This is a genomic window from Mucilaginibacter sp. P4_D1 (assembly GCF_056401935.1).
This window is the reverse complement of the sequence record NZ_JBFUIJ010000009.1, coordinates 37179-61401: the sequence shown is the minus strand read 5'-3', so window position 1 is coordinate 61401 and position 24223 is coordinate 37179. Positions and strand designations below refer to the sequence as shown.

Here is a 24223-nt window from a genome sequence, read left to right as displayed (position 1 = left end):
TTTTTAAAAGCGATTGCTGCTTGATACCCATTAAATATTCAACTTATTCAATACCTTAATCTTAAGCCACGAAAAATCATTCTTAAATAAAAAAGAGGCTGCCCTTTTAAAGCAGCCTCTGGGGTGTTATTATAAGATCAGTCAGTTTTTAATTAATTCAGGTTTAATGCCGATGCAACGTCGTTGTAATTTTTAAAGTTAAGGCCCGGGTGGGTAACCTGTAAAGTGGTTACGCTACCGCCAGGGATTACTACAACTTTAAAATCGTAGCCCGGTGAGTTAAAATTGGCTATAATGTTTACAAAACCCAAGCCCACATCTGATTGGTATATGGCATTGGTAATTCTGATGAAAGGCAGGGAGTAGAAACTTGTTGTTCCTGTTACCCTTAAATATACCAATACCAGGCCGCTGTTAACAATTGATTGTGTAATTGCCGGTACATTAAGCTTAGTTGCCGCAGCCGAGCTCACACTCTGGTTGGTTATTATATAGCTTTTTATGCTAACAGATCCATCGGCTCCTGCCGGGCCTTGCGGTCCTGCCGGGCCTTGTGCTCCCGTAGCTCCTGTAGCGCCAGTTGCTCCTGTAGCACCGGTTGCTCCCGTAGCACCAGCAGCCCCTGTAGCTCCTGTTGGACCAGCCGGGCCTCTCGGGCCAACCGCACCTGTGGCGCCTGTTGCACCAGTAGCACCTGTTGCGCCAGTAGCTCCTGCCGGGCCTTGCGGACCTATTGGGCCCGTTGCACCGGTAGCCCCCGTTGCGCCGGTTGCACCTGTTGGGCCTGCCGGACCAATAGGGCCTGTTGCTCCCGTTGCACCTGTTGCTCCTGTAGCGCCGGTGGCACCTGTTGGGCCGGGTATGCCCGTTGTTGCTCCTTGTGGGCCTTGTGCCCCTGTTGCGCCTGTATCTCCTTTTGGCCCCTGTGCCCCATCGGCACCTGTTGCCCCGGTTGGGCCGGGTGTTTTATCCTTTTTGCATGAGTTTACACTGATCATGCAAAGCAATAAAACGGGTAATAAAAGTCGTAGTCTTCCCATAAAATATATTTTTAGTAGTATATAGTAGCTTTAGTACGGATATGTGGATAATTAGTTTCAAAAAACAGCGAAACAAAGCACTCTTTTTATTATTAATTAATTTTTTAGCAAAAAAGGTTATCAACAGGCTTATTAAACAAATGTATAAAAGACAGTGCAACAAAATCCTTAATGGTTTCGTTATACTTAAAAAACATTTAACCTATGAACAAACTAAGCAACAATTTACACGCACGGGTCCATAATTGGATGGATGCGATCGGCTTTAGGCTCAACGCTTCGCAAACAAATGGTAAAAATAATGTTACAATCAATCATTATTTTTTTGAAACTTTCAACTTTTTTGAAAAAGCCACCAGAAATCACCCTGAAAGTGCCAAATTTCTTTGCTTTGATGCCTATGGCGAAAAAATAAATGTAAAATCGCTGCTCGATATACAGGTTGCATTTTTTGAAAACATAAGTCAGCTTAAATAATACCTGCTTTATTGCCGCTATTTGTTCGATAGTAAAAGATATTTCAACGGCATCAACGCATGCCAAAATCATAAAAAAAGCCTGCTTAAATAAATTTTTAAGCAGGCTTTTTTATTTGGCCATTTTTATTGGAGAAATAAATTAGTTATCCACATTTGTTCTTGGCCAGCAATTAAGGTATCCTTTACCGGTATTTTCTTTCGGCATTTCTTCGCCATTAATGCCGCGTATAACGCCACCACCGGGCAGGTTAACTATTGGCCTTGTTGGGTTTAAGGCTTCTTTTATGCGCAGCTTTAAATCAGCATAATGCGCTGCTGTTAATGCGTCGCCTCCCTTTGGTAAGCCGGCGTCAATTTTCTTTAGCTCGGCACGCACCATAGGCCTTATATCTGATAATGCCATATTAATTGGCGTCAATCCAAATGAAGCCAATACCTGCGGTGGAAAGCCGGGGAAGCCCCTGAAATCATCAGTTAATAAACTCCTTAGGTTTTCCACATAACCGCGCTGTAAGTTACGTTTAAACGCATCTGGCTTGCCGGCTGCAAAAATAGCCGGGCGTAGGTCATTCAGCAATTCGGCTACGGTATAAGCGGCTGTGCCATTTTTAGCTTCGTTATCATACATACGGGCCAGCCTTGATTGGCTAAGCACGTTGCCAAGCACCGCTACCTGCACTCCTTTAATGCGGTTGTACATTACGCCATTATCAAACTTGCCCAGCTCGGCTTTATCAATAAGCCAGTAAGGTGTGGTAAATATTTGTTTATTTAAAAATTCAACGGCATCATGTTGCAGGCCTTTACCAACAAAATCATATACCGGGCCTTTTTGATCGTACGTTTTAAAGTTTTCGTTCATGCCGCCAATGTTGGTGGTTACATGGCCCATATAACGGTAATACTGGCCTAAAACCTCGTTATAAAGTTCGCTTACATCACCATAGTCTTCATTTTTTTGATAGGTCCATTTTTCAAGGTTTGGCAAAATGCGTTTCAGGTTGGCAATACCATAGGTACTTGCCTTCATCGCGTTATCGCCTAAATCTTCATTTTGCAGGCGCGGATCAATTGATGTTCCCTGGCGGCCAAAATAGTACAGGGGATTGCCTGCTTTTTTGTTTGTCCAGTCGGCCAGTATGTCCTTCTCCTCATCGGCAGTTTTATTGCCGGGGAACCAGCTATAACCCCATTTTACAGCCCAAAGGTCGTACTCGCCAATTTGCGGATAAAGGTGCGTTACGTTATCGCCAGGTTGGGCGATATAGTTAAAACGGGCATAATCCATAATTGATGGCGCGGTACCGTGCTTATCCGTAAACGATTTTGAACGCAACGAATCGACAGCATAAGCATAGCTTGAACCAAAATTGTGGGGCAAACCAAGCGTGTGGCCAATTTCATGCGATGATACAAAACGAATCAGCTCGCCCATTTGCTCGTCGGTAAACTGGGCTCTGCGTGCGGCAGGGTTAACAGCTGCAGTTTGTATCAGGTACCAATCGCGCAGCAGGTTCATTACATTATGGTACCAGCCAACATGGCTTTCTAATATTTCGCCGCTTCGTGGGTCGGATACGTGCGGGCCGTAAGCATTTTCAACGTCAGACGCAAAGTAGCGGATAACACTGTAGCGCGCATCTTCGGTACTAAATTCAGGATCCTGCTTTTTTGTAGGTGCTTCTTTACCAATAATGGCGTTTTTAAAGCCTGCGGCTTCAAACGCTTTATTCCAGTCGTTTATACCGGCAATTAAGTATGGCACCCATTTTTTTGGTGTGGCAGGGTCAATGTAGTAAACAATTTGCTTTTTAGGTTCAACCAGTTGCCCTTTGGCATAAGCTGCAGGATCTTTGGGTTCCAGTTTCCAGCGGTGAATATAGGCTGTAACCTCCGATTTTTGTTTATCAGTACCATAGTCGGTTTGGCGCTGGCCAAAAAAACCAACCCTTGCATCGCTGATGCGTGGTTTCATTGGTGTTTTTGGCAGTAATACCATTGATGTATTTAACTCGAACGTTACCGCGCCGTTTGAATTATCCGTCGGCGACTCGCCTGAACGGTAAGTTTTTAACGTGCGTGCTTCCAGGTTAATCGGGAAACTTTTGATAGTATCTATATAAGACCGTGCGCCATCAACGCCCGAAATTTTATAGGCTTTTTTCACATCGTCAGATAAGCCTATCGCTGCAATATCTCCATTGTAAAAATCTGTTACATCAACTAAAACCCCGGTTGTATCTTTATTAAAAGCCTTGATATCAAAAGAGGCCAAAACCGCATCAAGGTTTGAGTTTTTAACCGATTGATACATATCAGATGTACTATCGGCCCTTACGCTATAGCTGGGTACACGAATAAAAACCTGCTTATCATGGCGCTCCCATTTCCAAACCTGTTCGTTAAGCTGTTCGCCGCCGTATTGCTGACCAAATGTTCTTAAACCGGCCGGAGTTTTTACATAGCGGGTTACAACAAGCATTTCGCGGCTTAGTAACGAATCCGGAATTTCATAGTAATACTTGCCATCAACCTTATAGGTATTAAACAATCCGCTATCAGCTTTTATCTTGCCTGTAATCAGGTCGCTGAATTTCTTGATACCCTCTTTTTTAGGGGCACCAACGGTAGCGGTAGCAGTTGTACCACCGGGGCCAGCTGTTGTTTTAAGGGTTAGAGTTTGATTTGCCGTTTGTTTTTTTGTGGCGCAGGAGGCAGCCAAAACGGATAAAATTAACGCAGTGCCGCGCATAAACTGGCCTGCCACAGGGTTTTTCTTCATTAATTAGTCTACTTAAACCGTAAACTTATGCAAAGTTTGCGGTTTTTTTATAAAATCAGGCCCTAATAAATAAAAATGGGGCAATCAAATCCTCCGCTTTAAGGTAAGCACTACCTTATCCAGCTTTTTATCATGAAAAACATCAAGCAAAAGGCTCCTGTCGTTCCTCGATCGGAATAATGCGTCAATTTCTTCAAGGCTCATTTTAGAAACCGGCTTAAAGTTAATGGCTACTATCTCATCATCCCGCTCCAGTCCTATTTCGTCACCGGCCGATCCGGGCTCCACGCGGTTAATAATTATCCTATCCAGATTGGCTCCGGCAGCATAGTATTCAATGCCGCTCATATCGTGCTCAAAAGGTTCTTTAAAATTCATATTAGGTTTCAAATACATCGAATTACCCGTATAATCGAATATCACCGAAAACCGCTTAAGCACACCAATCCCCAGGTTACCATCCCTGGGTATCGAAAGCCGGGTTTGGTTATTGCCATCATCGGGAAAGGATGAAATGATCCCTTTTATTTTAAACTTACCTATTTCAAGCGATTCCAGGCGGGCAATAAACCCGTTAATGGGCCCGTTTAACCCAATGCCGAGATTGGCCGACGCAATAAACTTTTGCGGCAGCCCATAAATAGGTATAATTTTTTCGAGCGATATGGGGTGCCCGGCTCCCAAGTCAATAATCAGCTTGCTTTTTACCACACGGCCTCCCTGCAGTATCACATTGCTTACTACATAGGGCTTTCGGTCTTCAATGGTTATGGGTATCTGCGTACCTTTCCTGAAAACCTTTAGGTCTTTGGGGCGGCTAACAGTTACCGTGCTATCCTGAAAATCTATTTTAACAGCCAGGTTATTAAAAAACTCGTAGCCTATAAGCCCGTGTATAGGCATGCCTGCATAACCCGACAAGCTAAAAAGATCTTTTTTTAATATAGCTGCTGCCACATCATAACTTACCAGCCCCGGAATATCTATATTTAAGGCCGAGGTTACATAAGCTTCGGCATCTGCCCCTTCGCCAAGCCCGGGTATTTTTAACGTCCGTTTATTGGGGATGCTTATAGAATCGGCTAACTTAGGGTCGGTGATGATCATGAGGCCAACGCCGGTATCTAAAATAAAATTAAATGGGCCCCTGTTATTGATGCTTAATTTAATAACCATAAGGTTACGCACCAGCTTAAAAGGTATAGTTACTTTTTTTTTACGGGCGTCTAAATCAAAGTACTGCGCATGGGCTGTTGTGAAACAGAATGCCAGCAGGCACAAGAGCCACAACGACCGGAAATGCTTTAGTTTATGAAATAGCTTAAGTAACAATTTGGTATAATTGGTAATATTAAATTTACGACATTAATTGGTTAAATAAATAAATATTTATGCGGGGCACAACATTTACATTTCTGATAACAATTTGCGGTTTATTATTGGGGAGTTGCAGTATTCAAAGCCATTCCATTAATAAACGGAATATTAAAAAGCAGTTTGAACAATCGCAGGTTTCCAATGATCATTTTACCGGTTTTGCTTTATACGATATGGATCAAAAAAAGATGGTATTTGAGCTAAATTCTGATAAATATTTTACCCCGGCATCAAACACCAAACTATTTACTTTTTATACCTGCCTTAAAATGCTGGGCGATTCGATACCGGCATTAAAGTACGAAGTGCACAATGATTCACTGGTGTTTTGGGGCACCGGCGACCCTTCCTTTTTACACAGCGACCTGAAGGGGGTTAATGGTTTTAATTTTTTAAAGAACAGTGGTAAAAACCTGTATTGGTCGGCCACCGGTTACACCGGTAAAATTTTTGGCCCTGGATGGGGATGGGATGATTATAATGACGATTACCAGCAGGAACTAAGCGCTTTCCCGATAGAAGATAACGAAGTATTTTTATATGGCGATGCCGATGGCAACCTGCAGGTAAAACCGCAATATTTTAAAAGGTTTTTAACCCGCGACCGCGATTTTAAATCTGCCGGATTTAGGGTACAGCGCGATTTGTTAACCAATCGGTTTGCCTATCCGCAAACAGACATTCCTAAAAAATTCAACCAACTGGTACCCTGGAAAACAAGCGACATGCTTACAAAGCAGTTGTTGGAAGATACCTTAAAAAAGCCTGTTTACCTAACGTACCTGCCCATCAGCAACTCGGCTAAAATTATTTATAACACCAACGCCGATTCCGTTTACCGACGGATGCTGCAGCCCAGCGATAATTTTATAGCCGAACAATTGCTGCTGGTTTGCTCGTCGGTAAAGTTTAATATGCTGAACACCGATTCGGTGATCAATTATTCGAAGAAAATTTTTTTAAATGATTTACCCGATGAGCCGCAATGGGTAGACGGATCGGGTCTTTCGCGCTACAACCTGTTTACCCCGCGCAGCATCGTAAAATTACTATGCAAAATTGCCGGCGAAGTTAAAAATGATACCCTGCTGCATAGCCTGATGCCCGCCGGAGGACTAACCGGTACTATTAAAAATGCTTATAAAACAGACAACGGGAATGCCTTTGTTTGGGCCAAAACCGGGTCGTTATCCAATAATCATAACCAAAGCGGCTACCTGGTAACCCGCAAAGGCAAGCACCTGGCTTTCGCTTTCATGAACAACAATTTTACCCGGCCAAGTAAAGATATCAGGGGCGAAATGGTGAGGGTGATGACATGGATACATGAAACCTATTAAATAAAACAGATGTCTATTCCTTTCTAAAATGGCGCTCAGGGCTTTGTATTGACGGCGAGACAGTAATGTTTTTAAATTCCCGCCTTGTTTTTGTCTCGACTTTGTTTCTGCTTTTATTTGATAGCAATTCACAATGTGCTGATTATTAATCGCATAATACTTTTTAATATTTCACCTGTTGGGCAACACAATAAAAAAGTCTTAATTCTTGATTCTTGTCTCTTGATTCTATTTTACCTTTGCCCCTATGGAAATCATCACCTGGCATAATTTTGAGCAAGTAGAGTTGCGGGCAGGTACTATATTAGAAGCTATCGATTTCCCCGAGGCACGTAAACCAGCTTTTAAAGTAAGGGTTGATTTTGGCGAATTTGGCATCAAATGGTCAAGCGCACAAATTACCAAACACTATACAAAAGAAAACCTTGTAGGCAGGCAAATATTGGGCGTAATTAATTTCCCTAAAAAACAGATAGGCAAATTCATGTCGGAGTTCCTGGTAACCGGCCTTGCCGACGAAAATGGCGATATAGTACTGGCAGCTGTTGATAAACCTGTGCCCAACGGCAGTAAACTAATTTAAATGAGGTATATAAATTTCGAAGACGAGCCCTCCATATCCCCCGACGATTTTTTTATGGGCGAAGCCTTAAAAGAGGCCCGGTATGCCCTGGAGGAAGATGAAATCCCTATTGGCGCTATAGTAACCTATGGGGGCAAGATCATAGGCCGCGGCCATAACCTTACCGAACGCCTTAACGATGTAAGTGCCCATGCAGAAATGCAGGCACTTACAGCGGCGGCAAATTCAATGGGTGGTAAATACCTGCAGGGCTGTACCCTATACGTAACTATGGAACCATGTGTAATGTGTGCCGGGGCATCCTACTGGTTCCAGGTAGCACGGATAGTGTTTGGCGCTTATGATGTAAAGCTGGGCTTTGGCAGGCTTAACCAAAAAATAACCCACCCCAAAACCGTAATCACCGGTGGCATCCGCGAAAATGAATGCTCAGAACTGGTGAAGAATTTTTTCAGGAGCAAGAGGGGAAAGCTCTGAACCGGAATTTATCGAATTAAAGAATTATTTGAATTGCACCCTTCTAATTCTGTCAATTCGTAAATTCGATGAATTCCGGTTCAGACATTATACACAACCTTGACAATATTTTTAGAACAAAAAGTAAAATCTACTCTTATATTTGTTACATAACAATCATTAAACTTTAAAATTGTAATTATGGCATTTACACTACCGGCGTTATCCTACGCTACCGATGCATTGGAACCGCACATTGATAAACTGACCATGGAAATTCACCATGGCAAACATCACCAGGCTTATGTTACTAATTTAAATAAAGCCCTTGAAGGCAAGCCGGAAGCTGATAGCAGCATTGAGGATATCATCAAAAATATTTCAAAATTCGCGCCTGCTGTACGTAATAATGGTGGCGGTCACTACAACCACTCCCTGTTCTGGACTTTACTTTCACCAAATGGTGGCGGCGAACCTACGGGCGCTTTGGCTGCTGCAATTACCAGCACTTTTGGTTCAATTGCCGATTTAAAAACTAAAGTTAACGAAGCCGGTGCAACCCGCTTTGGATCGGGCTGGGCATGGTTAATTGTTACTGCTGATAAAAAACTGGCTGTAACATCAACCCCTAACCAGGATAACCCATTGATGGACATTGCCGAAGTAAAAGGCACTCCAATTTTAGGTATCGATGTTTGGGAACATGCCTACTACCTTAAATATCAAAACCGCCGTCCTGATTATTTAGCAGGCATCTGGAGCGTGATTAACTGGGCACACGTTGCCGAACTTTATGCAAAAGCGATAGCTTAATTTAAGCTGCCCATTAAAATATAAACGGCCCCGTACAATGTAACGGGGCCGTTTTTGTACCGTATGACCACTGATATACTGAAGCTAAAAGTTGAACAAATAAAATGGGAAGCCCCAGATACGGCTACCTTTTACCTGTCCAATACATCCGGCCAGCCTGTGCCATACAAAGCCGGGCAATTCCTCACATTGATATTTAATCACCGCAACGAGGAAATCCGCAGGTCATACTCTTTGAGTTCGTCGCCAAACGAGGCTTTGCTTACCATCACCATAAAACGTATCAGCAATGGCGAAATTTCGCGCTTTATGCTTACCAAAATAAAAGCCGGCGATGTGCTCAATGCCCTGGTACCGGCAGGCAGGTTTACGGTAAGCAGCTATGTACAAGATAAATACATACTGTTTTTTGCAGGCGGCAGCGGTATAACCCCCATATTCTCGCAGCTAAAATATATCCTGAACCACCCAGGCAAAAGCAGGCTTACGCTTATTTACAGCAACCAGGATGCCGGCTCCATACTATTCAGAAGCGAACTCGACCAGCTTGCCACCCTTCACCCCGGCAGATTTAAGGTCATCCACCTCCTGAGCAGTGAAGCCAACCGCCTGAATGCCGACAGGGTTGAAAGCCTAACCCGGCAATTGGTACCTTCAGACATAGAAAAGACCGAATTTTACCTCTGCGGGCCATTTCCATACATGCGGGTGATTCGCTTTGCGCTGGTATATATGGGGATTGACCCTAACCAGATCCGCAGGGAAAACTTTGTTTTAGAGACCGTTGCTGTATCTGCTACGGCCACCAATTTTGCCCCCCGCAATATCAGGATCAAATTCAACGGCGAAGTTCACGACCTGCCCGTGAGCGAAAACCAATCCATATTGCAGGCTGCCCTGCAAAACAACCTGCCACTACCCTACAGCTGCCGCAGTGGGGTATGCTCTACCTGTACGGCCAGGTGTATTACCGGAAAAGTAGAGATGGTAAAAAACGATGTCCTCACCGATGCCGACCAGGACGCTGGCCTCATCCTCACCTGCACCGGCCACCCGGTTACTGATAATGTGGAAATTACTTTTGAGTGATTTTGTAGGCATAAAATGGTAGGATAAGGAGCAAGAATAAGTAACAGATAAAGCTTCGTCTCATATCTCACGTCTCAAATCCAACTCCTATTGTAGCGTTTGCAAAAAAACATCCGTAATGCTTTTATATATAATTACTAACCATTACTATGAAGCAAATTTTTACACAAAGGGCAGGCATGATCGGGATGATATGTTTGCTTGCGGTTTCTTTAACATCGTGCCTTAAAGACCACGATGACCACCAATACATAGCACCCAAAATAGCTTTGGTTTCGGCAATCAATGCATCGCCCGATGCGCAGCCGGTTGATTTTTTCCTCGACCAGAACCGGGCCAATAACTTTTACATCCCAAGCGGCGAAAGTTTGGATTACATCAACGCCTATACCGGCAAACGCACCATCACATTTTACGTAGGCAATAGCAGCCAAAAAATCATCAGCGATACGGCTACTTTTGCCGCCAATAAGCTTTACTCGGTATTTTTGGCTAACGTGGTAAGCACGCCTGCCATACTGGTTATCCCCGACTCGGTAGGCGTACCGGATGAAGGCAAAGCCGGCATCCGCTTTGTTAACCTGAGCCCCGATAACCAGGCGCTCGACCTGGTTGTTAAAGGCGGCGCTACCCTGGCATCGGCAAAAACCTACAAACAATACACCCCGTTTGTAACCGTTACCAGCGGCAGCACCTATACCTTCGAAATTCATAAGGCCGGTACAGCTACCGTATTGTATACCCTTACCGATGTGCGCATCAAAAATAAAACGCTCAACACCATCTGGGTGCAGGGCCTCTCGGCAGCTACCGATACAAAAAAGCTGACCGCCCATGCGCAGGAGAATGTATATTATTATTAGTTGATTAGGTGAGTGGTTGATTGGGTTGACTGGGTTAACAGGCGTTAAAGAATAAGCCTCGCTTTTCAACTTAATCAACCACTCAACCTAATCAACCACTCACCAAACACTGCCTTTCAACTTAATCAACCACTCACCCAATCAACCATTCACCAAACAAGGGCGTTGCTCCATTGATAGAAATGGGGCCGGGCTGTACACTCCGCTTGCAGGCTTTGCGCTCATGGGCCTGTATCCGCTGCCATCCCTAACGCAAACTCCGGGTAAGCTATAGCTAAAGAAAAATAAAAATCGTTTTAGCATAACGTTTTATTTGTCAGCGGGGTATTGTGAGGCCATCGATACATTTGCTAATCCGTTTTAGCATGGCGTTTACCTGTCAGCGGGGTACCCGATTAACCATCGGGGCACCAGCGAGTGGCCGTTCAGCGGAACCATCCAAACAGCGGAACTCTATGGACAGCCGGACCATCTCCAAGCCGGATTTACCTCCTCTAAATAAATTGAACGTTTAGCGATACTTTTTGAACGTTTGACCCTCAGTTCACTGCATAGTTACCGCCTACCTTTGACTTATCAAATAAAAGAAGCAATGACAACATTTACATTAAAGAGCAAGGAGTTGGGCGGGCAATTAAACACAGAACAATACGCAGATAGTATGGGTTTTACCGGGCAGAACCGTTCGCCGCAGCTTTATTGGAAGAACGCTCCGAAAGAAACAGCGGCTTTTGCCCTGACCATGTACGACCCGGACGCACCAACAGGCAGTGGTTTCTGGCATTGGGTAGTTTTTAATATCCCGGCCGGGGTAACCGAATTGCAGGCGAATGCAGGCGACATCAGCAAAAACTTGTTACCCGAAGGCACCATACAAAGCAACACCGATATGGGTTTTCCCGGTTATGCTGGCGCGGCACCACCTGAAGGCCCGGCGCACCGTTACCTGATCACCGTTTATGCGCTGGGGCAAAAACTGCAATTAGATCAAAATGCTACGCCAGCCTATGTGGGATTCAACCTGCATTACGCAACGCTTGCCAAAGCTACGTTGCTGGTTTATGGGCAAAAGCATTAAATTAGCCTGAAATGAAACAAGCAGAACCGATTAGTATTTTTAGTTACCGGGCCGAAGGGGCCAGTATCAGGAACCGGATCACGCTGCAGCAAAATCTTTTTAGTTTCCTGCTGGAAGGCGAAAAGACTGTTCATTATGCAGGCAAAGTGGTGAGCATTATACCGGGGCAGTTTTTGCTGCTTGCCGCCGGTAATTGCCTCATGAGCGAAAAAATAGCGGCGCCGGGTGGCAATTACCGAAGTATGCTGATCTCTTTTGATAACCGCGTACTGGCCGATTTTTTTATCCGGCACCAGGACCTGCTTCTGGCGACCGCCAATCAACTACAGGAGGAGCCTATCCTCCGCTTCGAACAAGATGCCTTCGTCCAAAACTTTGTCAGTTCTTTGGGGCATATGCTTGCTGGAAATCAAGCCATCTCGCCAAATATGCAGCAATTAAAATTGTATGAGCTATTGCTTTACCTGGGCGAAAGTTACCCCGGAACTTTACAAAAACTGCGCGGCATGAGCCAGCAGGCAGCCGACGATATCGTTATCAGGCAAGCGGTAAATGCCAATATTGATCAGTCGGTGAGCGTAGAAGAACTGGCCTTTTTGTGCAATGCAAGCTTATCAACCTTTAAGCGGCGCTTCGCCAGGCTTTACGGCACTTCGCCCAGCAAATGGCTGCTGGAAAAAAGAATGGAGAAAGCCGCACAGCTACTTAAGCAAAATGGTCACAAAGCCAGTGATATTTATTATGAACTGGGTTACCAGAACTTATCCAGCTTTATACAATCTTTTAAACAGGTACATGGTATAACGCCCAAACAGTATCAATTAAATAATTAGAAAAAATGACCAAACAATATTTTACGGCCCTGGCTACTTACAACAGTTGGGCGAATGATAAAGCTATTGGCTGGCTAAGCCAAATTAGCGATGAGCAATGGGAACAACCATTGACCAGCAGTTTTAGTAGTGTTAGGCAAACGGCAGTACATATTGCCAGTGCGGAAAAGATTTGGATAGATTTCTGGACAAAAGCACCAGCGGCCATCTACCTTTCCGCTCATTTTGACGGCTCTAAAAATGACCTGATCGATATCTGGAAAACGGCTTCAGTCGGGATGCAAAATTTTATAAAAAACTGCCCGGAAGAAAATTATGCAGATCCCGTAATCTTTGTCTATCCCAGGGGAGGATCAGGGCAATTGCCTTACTGGCAAACATTTGCGCATAGCATCAACCATTCAACCTACCATCGCGGGCAATTGGTAACACTATTAAGGCAGGCAGGTTTCACCAAAATCTCATCGCTCGACCAGGCAACCTATTACCTTACCCATCTAAATAGTTAAGTGTAATTGATTATGATAGCGCAATTGTTTATTAATAGCAGGTAGCGACTTGGCCGTTTTGGGAAGCATACCGAAAGTTGGTGTTAGGGGCTTTCTTTTTCTTTTAGAGCTTTTTTTCAGTTCGTTTTAACAATACAAAACCCTAAGCCAGATCATGCTAAATGCCCCCTGCCGGTCTAACTTTCCGCGTTCCATCTACTTGTCCTATGTCTTCAGGCTGCCGGATAGTTTTATGCGGCCGGGTATTTAAAGGAATCCCTCGTTTAAAGTAACCGCCACGCAATACTGCACCACAACAAACGTTACTGTTTTATTACCTGAACTGTTGCAAAAATGATCCGAAAGCTGCTTTTTGTTTTATTGCCGATATTGGTGCTGGTATCCGGCTGCCATAAACATAGTTTTAATAAGCCCAGGTTAGATAGTTTGTTGGTTACCCTGAATGCGCATGAGCAAAACATGGGTAGCATCGCGATAGCAGGTAACGGAACAATTGTTTACCAAAACGCTTTTGGCTACAGCCGGGTAAATGGCACTATTAAAACGCCGGCAAATATCCACACCAAGTACAGGGTAGGGTCTATCACCAAGATGTTCACTGCTGTTATGATCTTTCAGCTTATTGAAGAGGGTAAGCTAACGCTGACTACTACATTGGCTAAGTACTACCCGCAATTACCCAATGCAAGCAAGATTACTATTGCCCAAATGCTGAGCCACCACAGCGGGCTTCATAATTTCACCGCTGATTCGGGTTATGTTAAATATATGGGCAAGCCGAAATCCGAAACGGAAATGACAGCCATTTTTGCAAAACAGAAAGCCGATTTTGAGCCCGGTATTAAAGCCGCGTATAACAATACAAATTTTGTACTGCTGGGTTACATCATCGAAAAAATTACCGGTAAAAGCTATCCCGAAGAATTAAAGGAGCGGATTACAACCAAAATAGGATTGGAAGATACTTACTACGGCACTAAAACCGATCCCCTAAATAATGAAGCTTATTCCTATAACTACATCTCCGGATGGAGCCAGGTGCCCGAAACAGATATGAGTATTCCGGGCGGCGCAGGGGCCATTATAGCTTCACCTACCGACCTGGTTCACTTTATCGACGCGCTTTTTGCAGGTAAACTCATCAGTAACGCAAATTTAGAGCACATGAAACTGATGAAGGATAATTTTGGTATGGCGATGTTTATTTTTCCCTTTGATGATAAAACAGGTTATGGGCACGACGGCGGTATCGACGGATTTTTGAGTCAGCTTATTTATTTCCCGGCCGATAAGCTGTCGGTAGCTTATGTTGCCAATGGGCTACGGTATCCTACTGATGAGATTGTGATGGATGCTTTGAGCGTTTATTATAACAAGCCCTTTGCAATGCCCGAATTTAAGAGCGTTGAGCTTAAAAGTGCCGATCTTGATAAATACCTCGGCAATTACACCAGCGCCAAAATGCCCTTAAAAATAGCTATTACTAAAAACAAAACAACGTTGATAGGGCAAGCCACCGGCCAAAGCGCCTATCCGCTTGAGGCCAGGGGTAACGATAAATTTGTACTGGATTTGGCAGGGGTTTCACTTAGGTTTGATACCGTTAAGCATACTTTTTATTACTTTCAAAATGGTGAAACCTATTTGTTTACCAGGGTTAAATAGGTGGAAACAATCCATGGTTAAACTGTAAAATTTTCCTATTGTTGTTTCTCCGTTCCCGCAGGGTCTCCCTTGTTATTGAAGTTACCAATGTATGGGCGAACCGCCTGGTTGGCGACGAACAAGAACCTGCCGACACCGAATGGCTGCCTGGCCACCGCGAAGGCCATTTTTTAAAAGAATTTCCAGATTGGTTCCTAAACAAGCAAGCCCGGCCATCAAAAGGACGTTTCTGCTTTACAACCTGGAATTATTTTGATAAAAACTCGCCGTTAATACCGTCAGGGTTACTTGGCCCGGTAACTATTACCAGCGAATAATTTTAATTTTGTTATAAAAAATATACATATGATCCTGAGTGTTAAAAATATTGGTGTGTGTGGTTTATTGTTATTGGCATCGCTAAAAATATCTGCCCAAATCGCTGTATCGGGTTTGCGGTGCGAATATCGGGATACACCCCTGGGCATAAATACACCAAACCCGCAGCTTAGTTGGCTTTTGTTATCTAATGCACAAAATGTTAACCAAACTGCTTACCGCATATTAGTTGCTGATGATCCGTTGCTGTTACAGAAAAACGATGGAAACATTTGGGACACAAAGAAGACAATGTCTGATCAGTCTATCCAGGTTATTTTTACAGGCAAAAAACTAACAGATGCAAAGGTTTATTACTGGAAACTAATGGTTTGGGATAACCACGGTAAACCTTCGGCCTGGAGCAAGCCTTCACAATGGCAGATGGGCTTATTAACAGCCGACGACTGGAAAGGTGCAAAATGGGTAGCTTATGAAAACATTCCCGATTCATTGCGCCTGGTACCTGCTATTGCGAATACCGGTGACAACAGGTGGAATAAAGGCAAAGACATTTTACCCATACTACGCAAGGAAATTAATATAAAAAGGAAAATTAAAAAGGCGACCATATTCATCACCGGACTTGGTCAGTTTGAATTAAGCATCAATGGAAAAAAGGTTGGCGACCACTTTTTAGATCCGGGATGGACACAATATGATAAACATGCTTTATACGTTTCGTTCGACATTACTAAAAACCTGGTAAAGGGCGATAATGCATTTGGGGTAATGCTGGGGAATGGTTTTTACTACATCCCGGGCGAACGCTATCATAAACTGAAAGGCGCCTACGGCTATCCCAAAATGATATGCCGTGCGTTAATTGAATACAAAGACGGTACAACCCAGAATATGGTGAGCGACGAAAGCTGGAAAGCAGCCCCCGGCCCGGTTACATTTTCAAGCATTTACGGTGGCGAAGATTACAACGCGACCTTATACAATGAAGGTTGGGATAAAGCCGGCTTTAACGATACACAGTTCAGGAAGGCAGTTGTTGTATCCGGCCCGCCGATACTTGAAGCGCAGGCGGAAGAACCGTTAAAGATATCCGATCAGTTTACCGTTAAAAAAATCACGCACCCCAAGCCAGGTGTTTGGGTGTATGATATGGGGCAAAACGCATCGGCCATTCCGCAAATAATGGTAAAAGGTAAGCGCGGGGCTGTTGTTAAAATTACCCCTGCCGAGCTTTTGGACGACAAAGGCCTTGTTATGCAGGCCCCTGTTGGAAGCCCTGTTTACTTTAATTATACGCTTAGCGGTCAGGGTACCGAGGTATGGCATCCGCAGTTTATGTATTATGGTTTCCGCTACGTTCAGGTTGAGGGCGCGGTGCCTGCAGACCAAGCCGAAAGTTCGGCGCTGCCCGCCATTGTAGAAATTAAAAGCCTGCATACCCGCAACAGCGCTGCTACAATCGGATCATTCAGTTGCTCCAATGAATTGTTCAATAAAATATTTAAGCTGATTGACTGGGCTATAAAAAGCAACACAGCCAGTGTATTTACCGACTGCCCTCACCGCGAAAAGCTGGGGTGGCTGGAAGAAGCACACCTGGTTGGCAGTTCGATACACTATAACTATGATATTGCCACCCTTTGCCGTAAAGTGATAAAGGATATGATAAACGCGCAAACAAAAGACGGTTTAATACCCGACATAGCGCCAGAGTTTGTACAGTTTGACGGTGGTTTTCGCGATTCGCCTGAATGGGGAAGCAACGGTATTATTTTGCCGTATTACGTTTACCAATGGTACGGTGATAAACAAATATTGAACGAGAGTTATGATATGATGACACATTATGTGGCCTATCTTGAAAAAAAATCAAAGGGCCATATCCTGTACTTCGGCCTCGGCGATTGGTATGATATAGGTCCGGGGGATCTGGGGCCGTCGCAATTGACGCCTGCAGGAATAACCAGCACCGCCATTTACTATTATGATTTAACCCTGCTATCAAAAATTGCCCGGATACTAAATAAGCCCGAAGACGAACAAAAATATACCGCATTGGGCGTCGAGGTAAGAGCTTCATACAACAAAACGTTTTTTAATACACAAACAAGTCAATACGGTACAGGCAGCCAGGCAGCCAATGCCATGTCGGTATATATGGGACTGGTCAATCCCCAAGATAAAAATAAGGTAGTTGCCAACCTTGTGCAGGATATCCGTAATCATAACAATGGTATCACTGCGGGCGACATTGGTTACCGCTATTTATTGAGGGTATTGGATGATGCAGGCCGTTCTGATGTAATATTTGATATGAATAACCGCTCAGACGTGCCGGGTTATGGTTACCAGATTGCACAGGGAGCAACATCGCTTACCGAATCGTGGCAGGGTAACCGTATATCCAGCAATAACCATTTTATGCTGGGCCACTTAATGGAATGGTTTTATAGCGGCCTTGGAGGCATCAGGGCAGATACAGGATCAATAGGCTTCCGCCATATTATCATTCGTCCCGAAACGGTAGGTGATGTAAGCGAGGTGAAAGTAAACTATCAATCTCCGTATGGTAATATTAGCAACGAATGGAAAAAAACACCTGCTGTTTTTTATATGAACACAACCATCCCGGTTAATGCCAGCGCAATAATTTATTTGCCGGCTAAAAAAAACAGCTTAATTAGGGAAGGCGGTAAAAGCATCATCATTAATAAAAATATAAAACTTTTAGGATTTAAAAACGGCAAAGCACTCATTAAAGCGGGATCTGGTAAGTACTCCTTTACCGTGGCTGGCAAATAGCAATGTGTGAGCAGCCTTTCTCCGGGAACTTATTGTAAAAGAAGAAGGTAGTGAGTTATAGCGGCAGATGTATCAGGGCAAACGCATCTAAATGGTCGAGCCTTAAAAACAAGTTAATTATTTTACAATCAAATAGTTAACTTGTTTTTAAGGCTCGACTAACTAAAATCGGTGGCAATTAATAAAAAAGCTACAGATGAGGGTAAGTTGGCATAAGTTTTAACAAATTGCCGCCAGAATGGAGGTTGTTGAAGACAATTCCAACAAAGGCAAACAGCCCCCGCTGGCGCAAGCCCTCTTGCTGGTGTGGCAACATACTTAGTATATTCCATAAGTTCAATCGGCGCACAGAGATTCTTCTTAAGCGCCAATTTCAAGCTTATATCCTTTGCCGCGGATAACAACAATGTTGATATTAGGATCAGGTTCCAGTTTTTTTCTGAGTTTTGATATAAACATATCCAGGCTGCGCCCCACAATAACACCTTCGTCTTCCCATATCTCTTTTTGTAGCCGGCTTCGCGCTATAGTCTGGTTAGGCGACGATGCAAAAATGAGCAGCAGGCGCGTTTCAGTTCCGGTCAGGTCTGTCGTATTTCCGTTTATTGTGAGCTTACGATTTTTTGCATCGAACAACACCGCGCCTAAAGTTAACATGTCTGTGCACTGATCGTCAGGCAAGGTCTTTTTCGGCTTAACCGACCTAAAAAAAACAAAACCAACAAATGCTAAAAATGGCAGGCTACCCAAAAGATATCCATTTTTTGCGGTAGCTATACCCGTTGGTTTAAATTTAACATCGATGATGTAACATGCCCTGGGTTGCTTTCTTCCTCTACAGGCTATAATATCATCTTTCTCATTTTTTGATATAGCGTATCCATAAGCTATACTGGAGTTGCCACAGTTCAGAACATTCACTACATAATCACGTGCGAGCGGGTCTTTGGCCAACAAACGCCCGGTAGTATTCACCAGCGAATCTGGTTGAAAAGTAAGCTCATTCTCAAACGTGATCTGGTACTCATTTTCTGCGATCTTTTTTACCGGCAGCACCCTTGATGTACTGTCGCCCGACTGTAATAGTAGTTCATGGCCAAGCCTGCGGAGCAAAACTTCCCGCCTGGCTATATCGAAGCTGTCATCGTTCTTGATACCGAAAGCCACGCAGATTACAGCGATAAAAGGAAGTATCGTCAATCCGAACAGGTACTTGCGTTTCCCGGACATGAGAATTCTGCTATCTAACATAGTGTCAAGATTTTATTTTACAAAGTTTACATTTTTATTTACAATCCAAATTCCCCGCACCGAAATATATCAAAGTAATTTTGCTGCATCAATTCTGATAGGATCATAAAACAGATTATGAAACATATGTTTTACTTAAAATTTAAAAAAATGAAAAAGCTATTTGTATTTGTTCCGGCTATTTTCCTGGTATTATTTCTACTAAATTCTTTTGTGCTAAAAGAAAAGGATGCAAAAAAGAAACCAATAAAAGAAGGCAAATCATCGGCGATTGTCAACATCATTTTTAAATCTGTTGATGGCGGACAAACATGGCAGGACATTAGCCAAGGGCTGCCTGAAAATTTACAGAGAGAAGGTGTGTGGCGAGATGGTTTATTTGCAAATGACCGTGGACTATATTTACGTGCCGGAAATGGGGTTTATCACAGTGAACCAAATTCCACAACTCCTTTCTGGACAAAAGAAATTTTCCCTGGTAACCAACGTAACATTGCCCCTGGCAAGAATGGGATACTTGCATATGATTTCAGGGGGCAATTTTTACAAAAAATAAACGGAACGAATAATTGGTTGCCCACGTACACGGATTTTCAAGAGCAAGCCGTACGTATAGACAGAACGATAGATTGGATGTACAAGAATTATAAAGAGAGAGAAGTACGCACCGTTTTTGAAACTGCCGGAGGCACAGTTTTCATTGGCTCCAACAACTGCCTTTTTAGATCTACTAACAGTGGAAAAACCTGGAAACAAGTGCATGTTGGAGATGGTAGAATGAAATTGGCAGAGTGGAACGGTGTACTCCTGAGTACCAGCAAAGATGGAATATTAAGATCGACCGATGATGGTCAAAACTGGGATAGTGTGATTAGTGAAGGGGGTGCTGGCATCACTGTGGAACGTATAAACGGAGGATTTGCTGCTATAGTATACAACACAATAACCCAAACAAACAGCGCACACATTTCACTGGATAGTGGAAAAACCTGGAATGCTATAGGCGAAGAACTTCAACCATCCTGGAGTAGTTTATTAATGAAAAAAATAGGCTTACTTAAATCTTCATCGGATATTTTATCAATTAAACAAATGGGTGAATATTTAATATGTGGCCGCTCAGATGGTATATTCCGGTCATCTGACATGGGCAAAACATGGAAAAAAATGTTACTTCCTGCTATAGAAAATTATGGTTTCAATTTATCTGTTTCGGGCAACGTGATTTATGCCGTACCAAATAAAGGATGTTAAAAAAAACCAAACTCAGAAATAATGTGTATCGCTGATTTTAAATCATTGGATAATTATTATTAATCAATATCATTTCTGTAGTATGAACAACAAGCTAACAATCGCCTACCTGATTTTTATTGCTCCTTTGCTCCTGGTGCTTGTTTTTTGCACTTCCTGCGGAGGACAAGTCAAAACAGACTTACCAAAAGACACTATGAAGTCTGAATCCAACAGCGTGGTCACTTCCACCGGACCTAACCATATCACCCGCAATATTATACAAGATAAAAAGGGTAACATTTGGATTGCTTCATTTGATGGTGTTTTTAAATACGACGGAAAATCTTTTACCAATATTACCGGTAAAGTAAGTTCGGCACGCTTCTTTTCTGTTTTAGCAGATAACAAAGGCAATTTGTGGTTTGGGTCTATTGGTTCAGGTGTTTATTATTACGATGGCAGATCCTTTAAAAACTTCACAACCAGGGATGGGCTTCTTAATAATGAGGTTACTTGTATTTATGAAGATAAAGCCGGCAATATCTGGTTCGGTGCAGGTGGAGGAGCAAGCCGTTACGACGGAAAATCCTTCCGGAACTATATTATAAACGGAGATGCCATGAATGAAGACCGGACAGGAAAAACTTTTCAGAACCGGCCTCCATATGAAGTCACTTCAATTATTGAAGACAAAACAGGCAGGTTTTGGTTTGCTACCAGGGGCAACACCTTCGTGTATGATGGAAAAACATTTACCGTTTTCGCCCATGACAGTAAACCTTTTAAGAATGTTCGTTCGGTAATTGAAGATAAAAAAGGTAACATCTGGTTGGGCGGAGCTGATGGCCTTTGGCGCTATAACGGCAGTACATTTACCAATTTTACCCAAAAGTTTGTTGGTTATATAATGGAAGACAAAAAAGACAATATCTGGACGAGCTCAGAAAGAAGTAACAGCCAGGCCTGGGCACTTCCTGGGTACGACGGAAAGTCCTTGGCTGATGAAGCCTGGGCGCTTTCCCGTTATGATGAAAAGACCTTAGCTAATAAAAAGCCAATGGTAGCCGAAATAACATACAAACCAATGACCTTCGGGGTTTTAGAAGATGACAAAGGAAATATTTGGTTTGGCGCTATGGATGGGGTGTATCGGTATGATGGCAGTGCTGTTACCGCCTTTAAAGAGAAACAGAATAACGAATTAAAGTATGCTGATACACACCCACCATTAAACAGGTAAGCTAATAGTGAATGATGTACCTCTATCTAATTCGCTATCCACTTGAATGGTGCCGTACAAGGCTTCAACCTGTGTTTTAACCATATACAAACCTAAGCCTCTTCCTTCTACTGTTTGGTCAAAACGCTGGTAAAGGCCAAAAAGCATTTCCTTATTTCTTTTCAGATCAATGCCTTTTCCATTGTCGGTGATAACGAGTGTTATATGTTTACCATCGTCAATTGACGAGCTGATGCTGATTACCGGGTTAACTTCTTCCTTCCTGTATTTGATACTATTCAAAATCAGGTTGTACAAAACGCTATATAGGTAACTTCTAACAGAAACCATATGCTCAGCTTTCCCAAAATCGCATTTCAACGAAACATTTTCCTTTTCAACCATGTGATTGATACTGAATTTAATATCGTCAACAATCTGCTGAAAATGTACTGTTTCTTTTTTGTCGCCTATTCGCTGCTTCGATTGGAATATATTATTGAGGTCGTTAATAATAAGATCGATTTTCTTTACGGAAAGATCCAGCCCATTTAAAACTGTTGGTTTTGATTCGTCATCAACATCATCATTAATCAGCATTTCGCTTAAACCTAAAACATTGCTAACCGGCGCGCGCAGGTTGTGTGATATGATGTAGGCAAATTGTTCAAGGTCATTATTCCTGCGTATCAAGTCGGCCAAAATTTTTTCCTTTTCCTGTTTTGCCAGCTGATTTTCTGTAATATCCCAGTTACTGCCAATCATTTTTACTACTGCACCGGTTTTTTTATCCATTACATTTAATGCCTTAGAGCGTATAAACCGTACCGAGCGATCAGAGGCCCTGAAAATCCTAAACTCGGTATCCAATGGGCGTGTTCCGGCTATAGCCTCATCGCTCATTTTTAATAAATTTGTTAAATCGTCGGGGTGTACAGCATCCATCCAGTTCATTAAATGGGGCATACCTATTTTCGGATCGAGGCCATAAAGTTTATACATGGCGTTATCCCATTTTAATTCGCCGGTAATAATGTCCCATTCCCATATGCAAACATTGGCTGCCTCGGTAGCAATACGTAGCCTGTTGTTCAATTGCTGTACGTTATCTTCGGCTTTTTTCTTTTCGCTTATATCCCTTAAATTAACTACGATAGCATTTACACTTTTGTTATGCATCAGGTTAGTGGCAATTCCTTCAAGCCAAAGGTAATGCCCGTCGCTGTGCTTTGCCCGTACCCTAATTGGAATCGGCTTGCCAGGGTTGTCAATTACTATTTGCTGAAATCTCTTAATATCAACCACATCTTCAGGATGCGCCAGTTCCAGGTAGCTACGGCCAATCCGCTCTTCGTCGGTAAAACCCATCGTGCGCCATGTTGCAGGGCTTCGGTAAATGGTTAGCAGGTTTTTATCCAGCAACAAAATCACGTCATTATTATTTTCAACCAGTTCACGAAAGCGTTCTTCGCTTGAAATTAAGTTTTCCTCGGCCTGCCTTCGTTGCGTAATATCTGTTATCATCGCCATAGAGCCGGCGTACCTGCCATCTTTGAAAATAGGCGTAGTAGATATAATCACCCAAACCTTTGTGCCGTCTTTTTTTAAAAAAACAAAGTCGTGCTGCTCTGTAATTCCATTTTTACGCTTTTCGATATTACGTTCTGAAATTTTACGGCCTTCATCATCCATAAAGTCAAACAGCTCCATGCCAATCATTTCCTCGCGTTGGTACCCAAGCATGTTGGCCATGGCATCATTTGCAAAAGTGGTTTTATTATCTTCATCTATTACCCAAATACCCTCTTGCGATAACTCAACAATCTGCTTATATTTTTCCTCGGATTCCCTGATCTTTTGTTCGGCTAAAATTTTTTCTGTTTTATCCCTGATGATGATAATCGATCGAAATTCGTGGTTGTCTGTGGTAAAGTGCTTATTACTGATCTCAGCGATAAGCTTACTGCCATCTTTTCGCACAATGGTAAGATCGCCCCTGATGGCGCCGGTTGGGTCCTGTTCAACTTTCAAGTGCTCAAAATTGGGGTCTCCGGTGTTAAAAAGCGTTGAACGGCTTGATGCGCACAATTCGGCTTCGGTCATACCGAATATCTCACAGGCCGCCGGATTAGCGGCTAAAACCTTCCCATTAGGAATAGTTAAGATTATTCCATCAAGACTATGTTCATAGCACATTTGATAAACAAGCTCGCCATGATACTCAGGATTGTTTTTGTGATCGCCCATTCCCCCTTTATTTAATATTTAACCAAAGTAATTATTTCATTGTCTAAATGACACAATTAATTACGTATTTGAATACCAAATATATTTTGCGAGGGTAATATTTCATAAGCAATCTGCATTCAAGACACAGCAGGGGGTGTTTTGGAACAGCGTGATGGATGAACATGTGACTTTTCAGGTTGAAAATAACAAGTTATCTGCCCGCATTTAAAGCACACACGACTGTGCGAAGAGGTATCA

General features: G+C 43.1%; 20 protein-coding genes. 15 read left to right on the top strand and 5 right to left on the bottom strand.

Translation table 11 applies throughout. From position 1 onward, the window contains the following. Positions 1-152: 152 nt before the first annotated feature. Positions 153-1040, bottom strand: coding sequence for a hypothetical protein (locus tag AC1DV1_RS10730; protein WP_477358600.1), 888 nt, complete (start codon positions 1038-1040; stop codon positions 153-155). Between the two features lie 204 nt (positions 1041-1244). Here AC1DV1_RS10730 and AC1DV1_RS10725 point away from each other — a divergent pair, with 204 nt between their 5' ends. After that, complete coding sequence (locus AC1DV1_RS10725) at positions 1245-1517, top strand: hypothetical protein (protein WP_477358598.1); 273 nt, start codon at positions 1245-1247, stop codon at positions 1515-1517. Between the two features lie 141 nt (positions 1518-1658). Here the strand turns inward: AC1DV1_RS10725 and AC1DV1_RS10720 are convergent, their stop codons facing one another. Both AC1DV1_RS10720 and AC1DV1_RS10715 read right to left on the bottom strand, forming a co-directional pair. Continuing rightward, positions 1659-4301 (bottom strand): zinc-dependent metalloprotease, encoded by a 2643-nt coding sequence (locus AC1DV1_RS10720; protein WP_477358596.1) that lies wholly within the window; start codon positions 4299-4301, stop codon positions 1659-1661. A gap of 84 nt (positions 4302-4385) precedes the next feature. Further along, positions 4386-5633: an aspartyl protease family protein gene (locus AC1DV1_RS10715; protein WP_477358594.1), complete on the bottom strand. Its 1248-nt coding sequence runs from the start codon at positions 5631-5633 to the stop codon at positions 4386-4388. A gap of 59 nt (positions 5634-5692) precedes the next feature. Between AC1DV1_RS10715 and AC1DV1_RS10710 the strand changes: the two genes are divergently transcribed. The 12 genes from AC1DV1_RS10710 (at position 5693) to AC1DV1_RS10655 (ending at position 18030) form a co-directional block, all read left to right on the top strand. Continuing rightward, positions 5693-7018 (top strand): D-alanyl-D-alanine carboxypeptidase/D-alanyl-D-alanine-endopeptidase, encoded by a 1326-nt coding sequence (locus AC1DV1_RS10710; protein WP_477358592.1) that lies wholly within the window; start codon positions 5693-5695, stop codon positions 7016-7018. A 247-nt stretch (positions 7019-7265) separates the two neighbouring features. Then, the gene (locus tag AC1DV1_RS10705; protein WP_477358589.1) at positions 7266-7601 is read left to right on the top strand and encodes a tRNA-binding protein; all 336 of its coding nucleotides are present in this window, start codon (positions 7266-7268) and stop codon (positions 7599-7601) included. After that, a complete protein-coding gene (locus AC1DV1_RS10700) occupies positions 7602-8078 on the top strand; it encodes a nucleoside deaminase (RefSeq protein WP_477358587.1) in 477 nt (158 codons plus the stop codon). Positions 8079-8258: 180 nt separating this feature from the next. Beyond that, positions 8259-8870, top strand: coding sequence for a superoxide dismutase (locus tag AC1DV1_RS10695; protein WP_477358585.1), 612 nt, complete (start codon positions 8259-8261; stop codon positions 8868-8870). 63 nt (positions 8871-8933) lie between these two features. Beyond that, a complete protein-coding gene (locus AC1DV1_RS10690) occupies positions 8934-9959 on the top strand; it encodes a 2Fe-2S iron-sulfur cluster-binding protein (protein WP_477358583.1) in 1026 nt (341 codons plus the stop codon). A gap of 149 nt (positions 9960-10108) precedes the next feature. After that, entirely contained in the window at positions 10109-10822 is a 714-nt protein-coding gene (locus AC1DV1_RS10685; RefSeq protein WP_477358581.1) for a DUF4397 domain-containing protein, read from the top strand. Between the two features lie 592 nt (positions 10823-11414). Beyond that, positions 11415-11900 (top strand): YbhB/YbcL family Raf kinase inhibitor-like protein, encoded by a 486-nt coding sequence (locus AC1DV1_RS10680; protein ID WP_477358578.1) that lies wholly within the window; start codon positions 11415-11417, stop codon positions 11898-11900. An 11-nt stretch (positions 11901-11911) separates the two neighbouring features. Next, the gene (locus AC1DV1_RS10675) at positions 11912-12733 is read left to right on the top strand and encodes a helix-turn-helix domain-containing protein (RefSeq protein ID WP_477358576.1); all 822 of its coding nucleotides are present in this window, start codon (positions 11912-11914) and stop codon (positions 12731-12733) included. Between the two features lie 5 nt (positions 12734-12738). After that, entirely contained in the window at positions 12739-13242 is a 504-nt protein-coding gene (locus AC1DV1_RS10670; protein WP_477358574.1) for a DinB family protein, read from the top strand. Positions 13243-13575: 333 nt separating this feature from the next. Then, positions 13576-14907, top strand: coding sequence for a serine hydrolase domain-containing protein (locus tag AC1DV1_RS10665; protein WP_477358572.1), 1332 nt, complete (start codon positions 13576-13578; stop codon positions 14905-14907). A 38-nt stretch (positions 14908-14945) separates the two neighbouring features. Further along, positions 14946-15224, top strand: coding sequence for a hypothetical protein (locus AC1DV1_RS10660; RefSeq protein ID WP_477358570.1), 279 nt, complete (start codon positions 14946-14948; stop codon positions 15222-15224). A gap of 28 nt (positions 15225-15252) precedes the next feature. Further along, a complete protein-coding gene (locus AC1DV1_RS10655) occupies positions 15253-18030 on the top strand; it encodes a family 78 glycoside hydrolase catalytic domain (protein WP_477358568.1) in 2778 nt (925 codons plus the stop codon). A gap of 360 nt (positions 18031-18390) precedes the next feature. Here AC1DV1_RS10655 and AC1DV1_RS10650 read toward each other — a convergent pair whose 3' ends face one another. Then, on the bottom strand, positions 18391-19281 hold the full coding sequence (locus AC1DV1_RS10650; protein ID WP_477358566.1) for a winged helix-turn-helix domain-containing protein: 891 nt from the start codon (positions 19279-19281) through the stop codon (positions 18391-18393). A 150-nt stretch (positions 19282-19431) separates the two neighbouring features. Between AC1DV1_RS10650 and AC1DV1_RS10645 the strand changes: the two genes are divergently transcribed. Both AC1DV1_RS10645 and AC1DV1_RS10640 read left to right on the top strand, forming a co-directional pair. Beyond that, positions 19432-20535, top strand: a complete 1104-nt coding sequence (locus AC1DV1_RS10645; protein ID WP_477358564.1) for a WD40/YVTN/BNR-like repeat-containing protein — start codon at positions 19432-19434, stop codon at positions 20533-20535. 196 nt (positions 20536-20731) lie between these two features. Continuing rightward, on the top strand, positions 20732-21757 hold the full coding sequence (locus AC1DV1_RS10640; RefSeq protein ID WP_477358562.1) for a ligand-binding sensor domain-containing protein: 1026 nt from the start codon (positions 20732-20734) through the stop codon (positions 21755-21757). Here AC1DV1_RS10640 and AC1DV1_RS10635 read toward each other — a convergent pair. Next, positions 21746-23983, bottom strand: a complete 2238-nt coding sequence (locus tag AC1DV1_RS10635) for a PAS domain S-box protein (protein ID WP_477358560.1) — start codon at positions 23981-23983, stop codon at positions 21746-21748. The genes AC1DV1_RS10640 and AC1DV1_RS10635 overlap by 12 nt on opposite strands. Positions 23984-24223 lie beyond the last annotated feature (240 nt).

What these genes read in the sequence shown, in the direction of transcription:
- AC1DV1_RS10730 (WP_477358600.1), bottom strand. Translation starts at nt 1,040, where the DNA reads ATGGGAAGACTACGACTTTTATTACCCGTTTTATTGCTTTGCATGATC.
- AC1DV1_RS10725 (WP_477358598.1), top strand. Translation starts at nt 1,245, where the DNA reads ATGAACAAACTAAGCAACAATTTACACGCACGGGTCCATAATTGGATG.
- AC1DV1_RS10720 (WP_477358596.1), bottom strand. Translation starts at nt 4,301, where the DNA reads ATGAAGAAAAACCCTGTGGCAGGCCAGTTTATGCGCGGCACTGCGTTA.
- AC1DV1_RS10710 (WP_477358592.1), top strand. Translation starts at nt 5,693, where the DNA reads ATGCGGGGCACAACATTTACATTTCTGATAACAATTTGCGGTTTATTA.
- AC1DV1_RS10705 (WP_477358589.1), top strand. Translation starts at nt 7,266, where the DNA reads ATGGAAATCATCACCTGGCATAATTTTGAGCAAGTAGAGTTGCGGGCA.
- AC1DV1_RS10700 (WP_477358587.1), top strand. Translation starts at nt 7,602, where the DNA reads ATGAGGTATATAAATTTCGAAGACGAGCCCTCCATATCCCCCGACGAT.
- AC1DV1_RS10695 (WP_477358585.1), top strand. Translation starts at nt 8,259, where the DNA reads ATGGCATTTACACTACCGGCGTTATCCTACGCTACCGATGCATTGGAA.
- AC1DV1_RS10690 (WP_477358583.1), top strand. Translation starts at nt 8,934, where the DNA reads ATGACCACTGATATACTGAAGCTAAAAGTTGAACAAATAAAATGGGAA.
- AC1DV1_RS10685 (WP_477358581.1), top strand. Translation starts at nt 10,109, where the DNA reads ATGAAGCAAATTTTTACACAAAGGGCAGGCATGATCGGGATGATATGT.
- AC1DV1_RS10680 (WP_477358578.1), top strand. Translation starts at nt 11,415, where the DNA reads ATGACAACATTTACATTAAAGAGCAAGGAGTTGGGCGGGCAATTAAAC.
- AC1DV1_RS10675 (WP_477358576.1), top strand. Translation starts at nt 11,912, where the DNA reads ATGAAACAAGCAGAACCGATTAGTATTTTTAGTTACCGGGCCGAAGGG.
- AC1DV1_RS10670 (WP_477358574.1), top strand. Translation starts at nt 12,739, where the DNA reads ATGACCAAACAATATTTTACGGCCCTGGCTACTTACAACAGTTGGGCG.
- AC1DV1_RS10665 (WP_477358572.1), top strand. Translation starts at nt 13,576, where the DNA reads ATGATCCGAAAGCTGCTTTTTGTTTTATTGCCGATATTGGTGCTGGTA.
- AC1DV1_RS10655 (WP_477358568.1), top strand. Translation starts at nt 15,253, where the DNA reads ATGATCCTGAGTGTTAAAAATATTGGTGTGTGTGGTTTATTGTTATTG.
- AC1DV1_RS10650 (WP_477358566.1), bottom strand. Translation starts at nt 19,281, where the DNA reads ATGTTAGATAGCAGAATTCTCATGTCCGGGAAACGCAAGTACCTGTTC.
- AC1DV1_RS10645 (WP_477358564.1), top strand. Translation starts at nt 19,432, where the DNA reads ATGAAAAAGCTATTTGTATTTGTTCCGGCTATTTTCCTGGTATTATTT.
- AC1DV1_RS10640 (WP_477358562.1), top strand. Translation starts at nt 20,732, where the DNA reads ATGAAGTCTGAATCCAACAGCGTGGTCACTTCCACCGGACCTAACCAT.
- AC1DV1_RS10635 (WP_477358560.1), bottom strand. Translation starts at nt 23,983, where the DNA reads ATGGGCGATCACAAAAACAATCCTGAGTATCATGGCGAGCTTGTTTAT.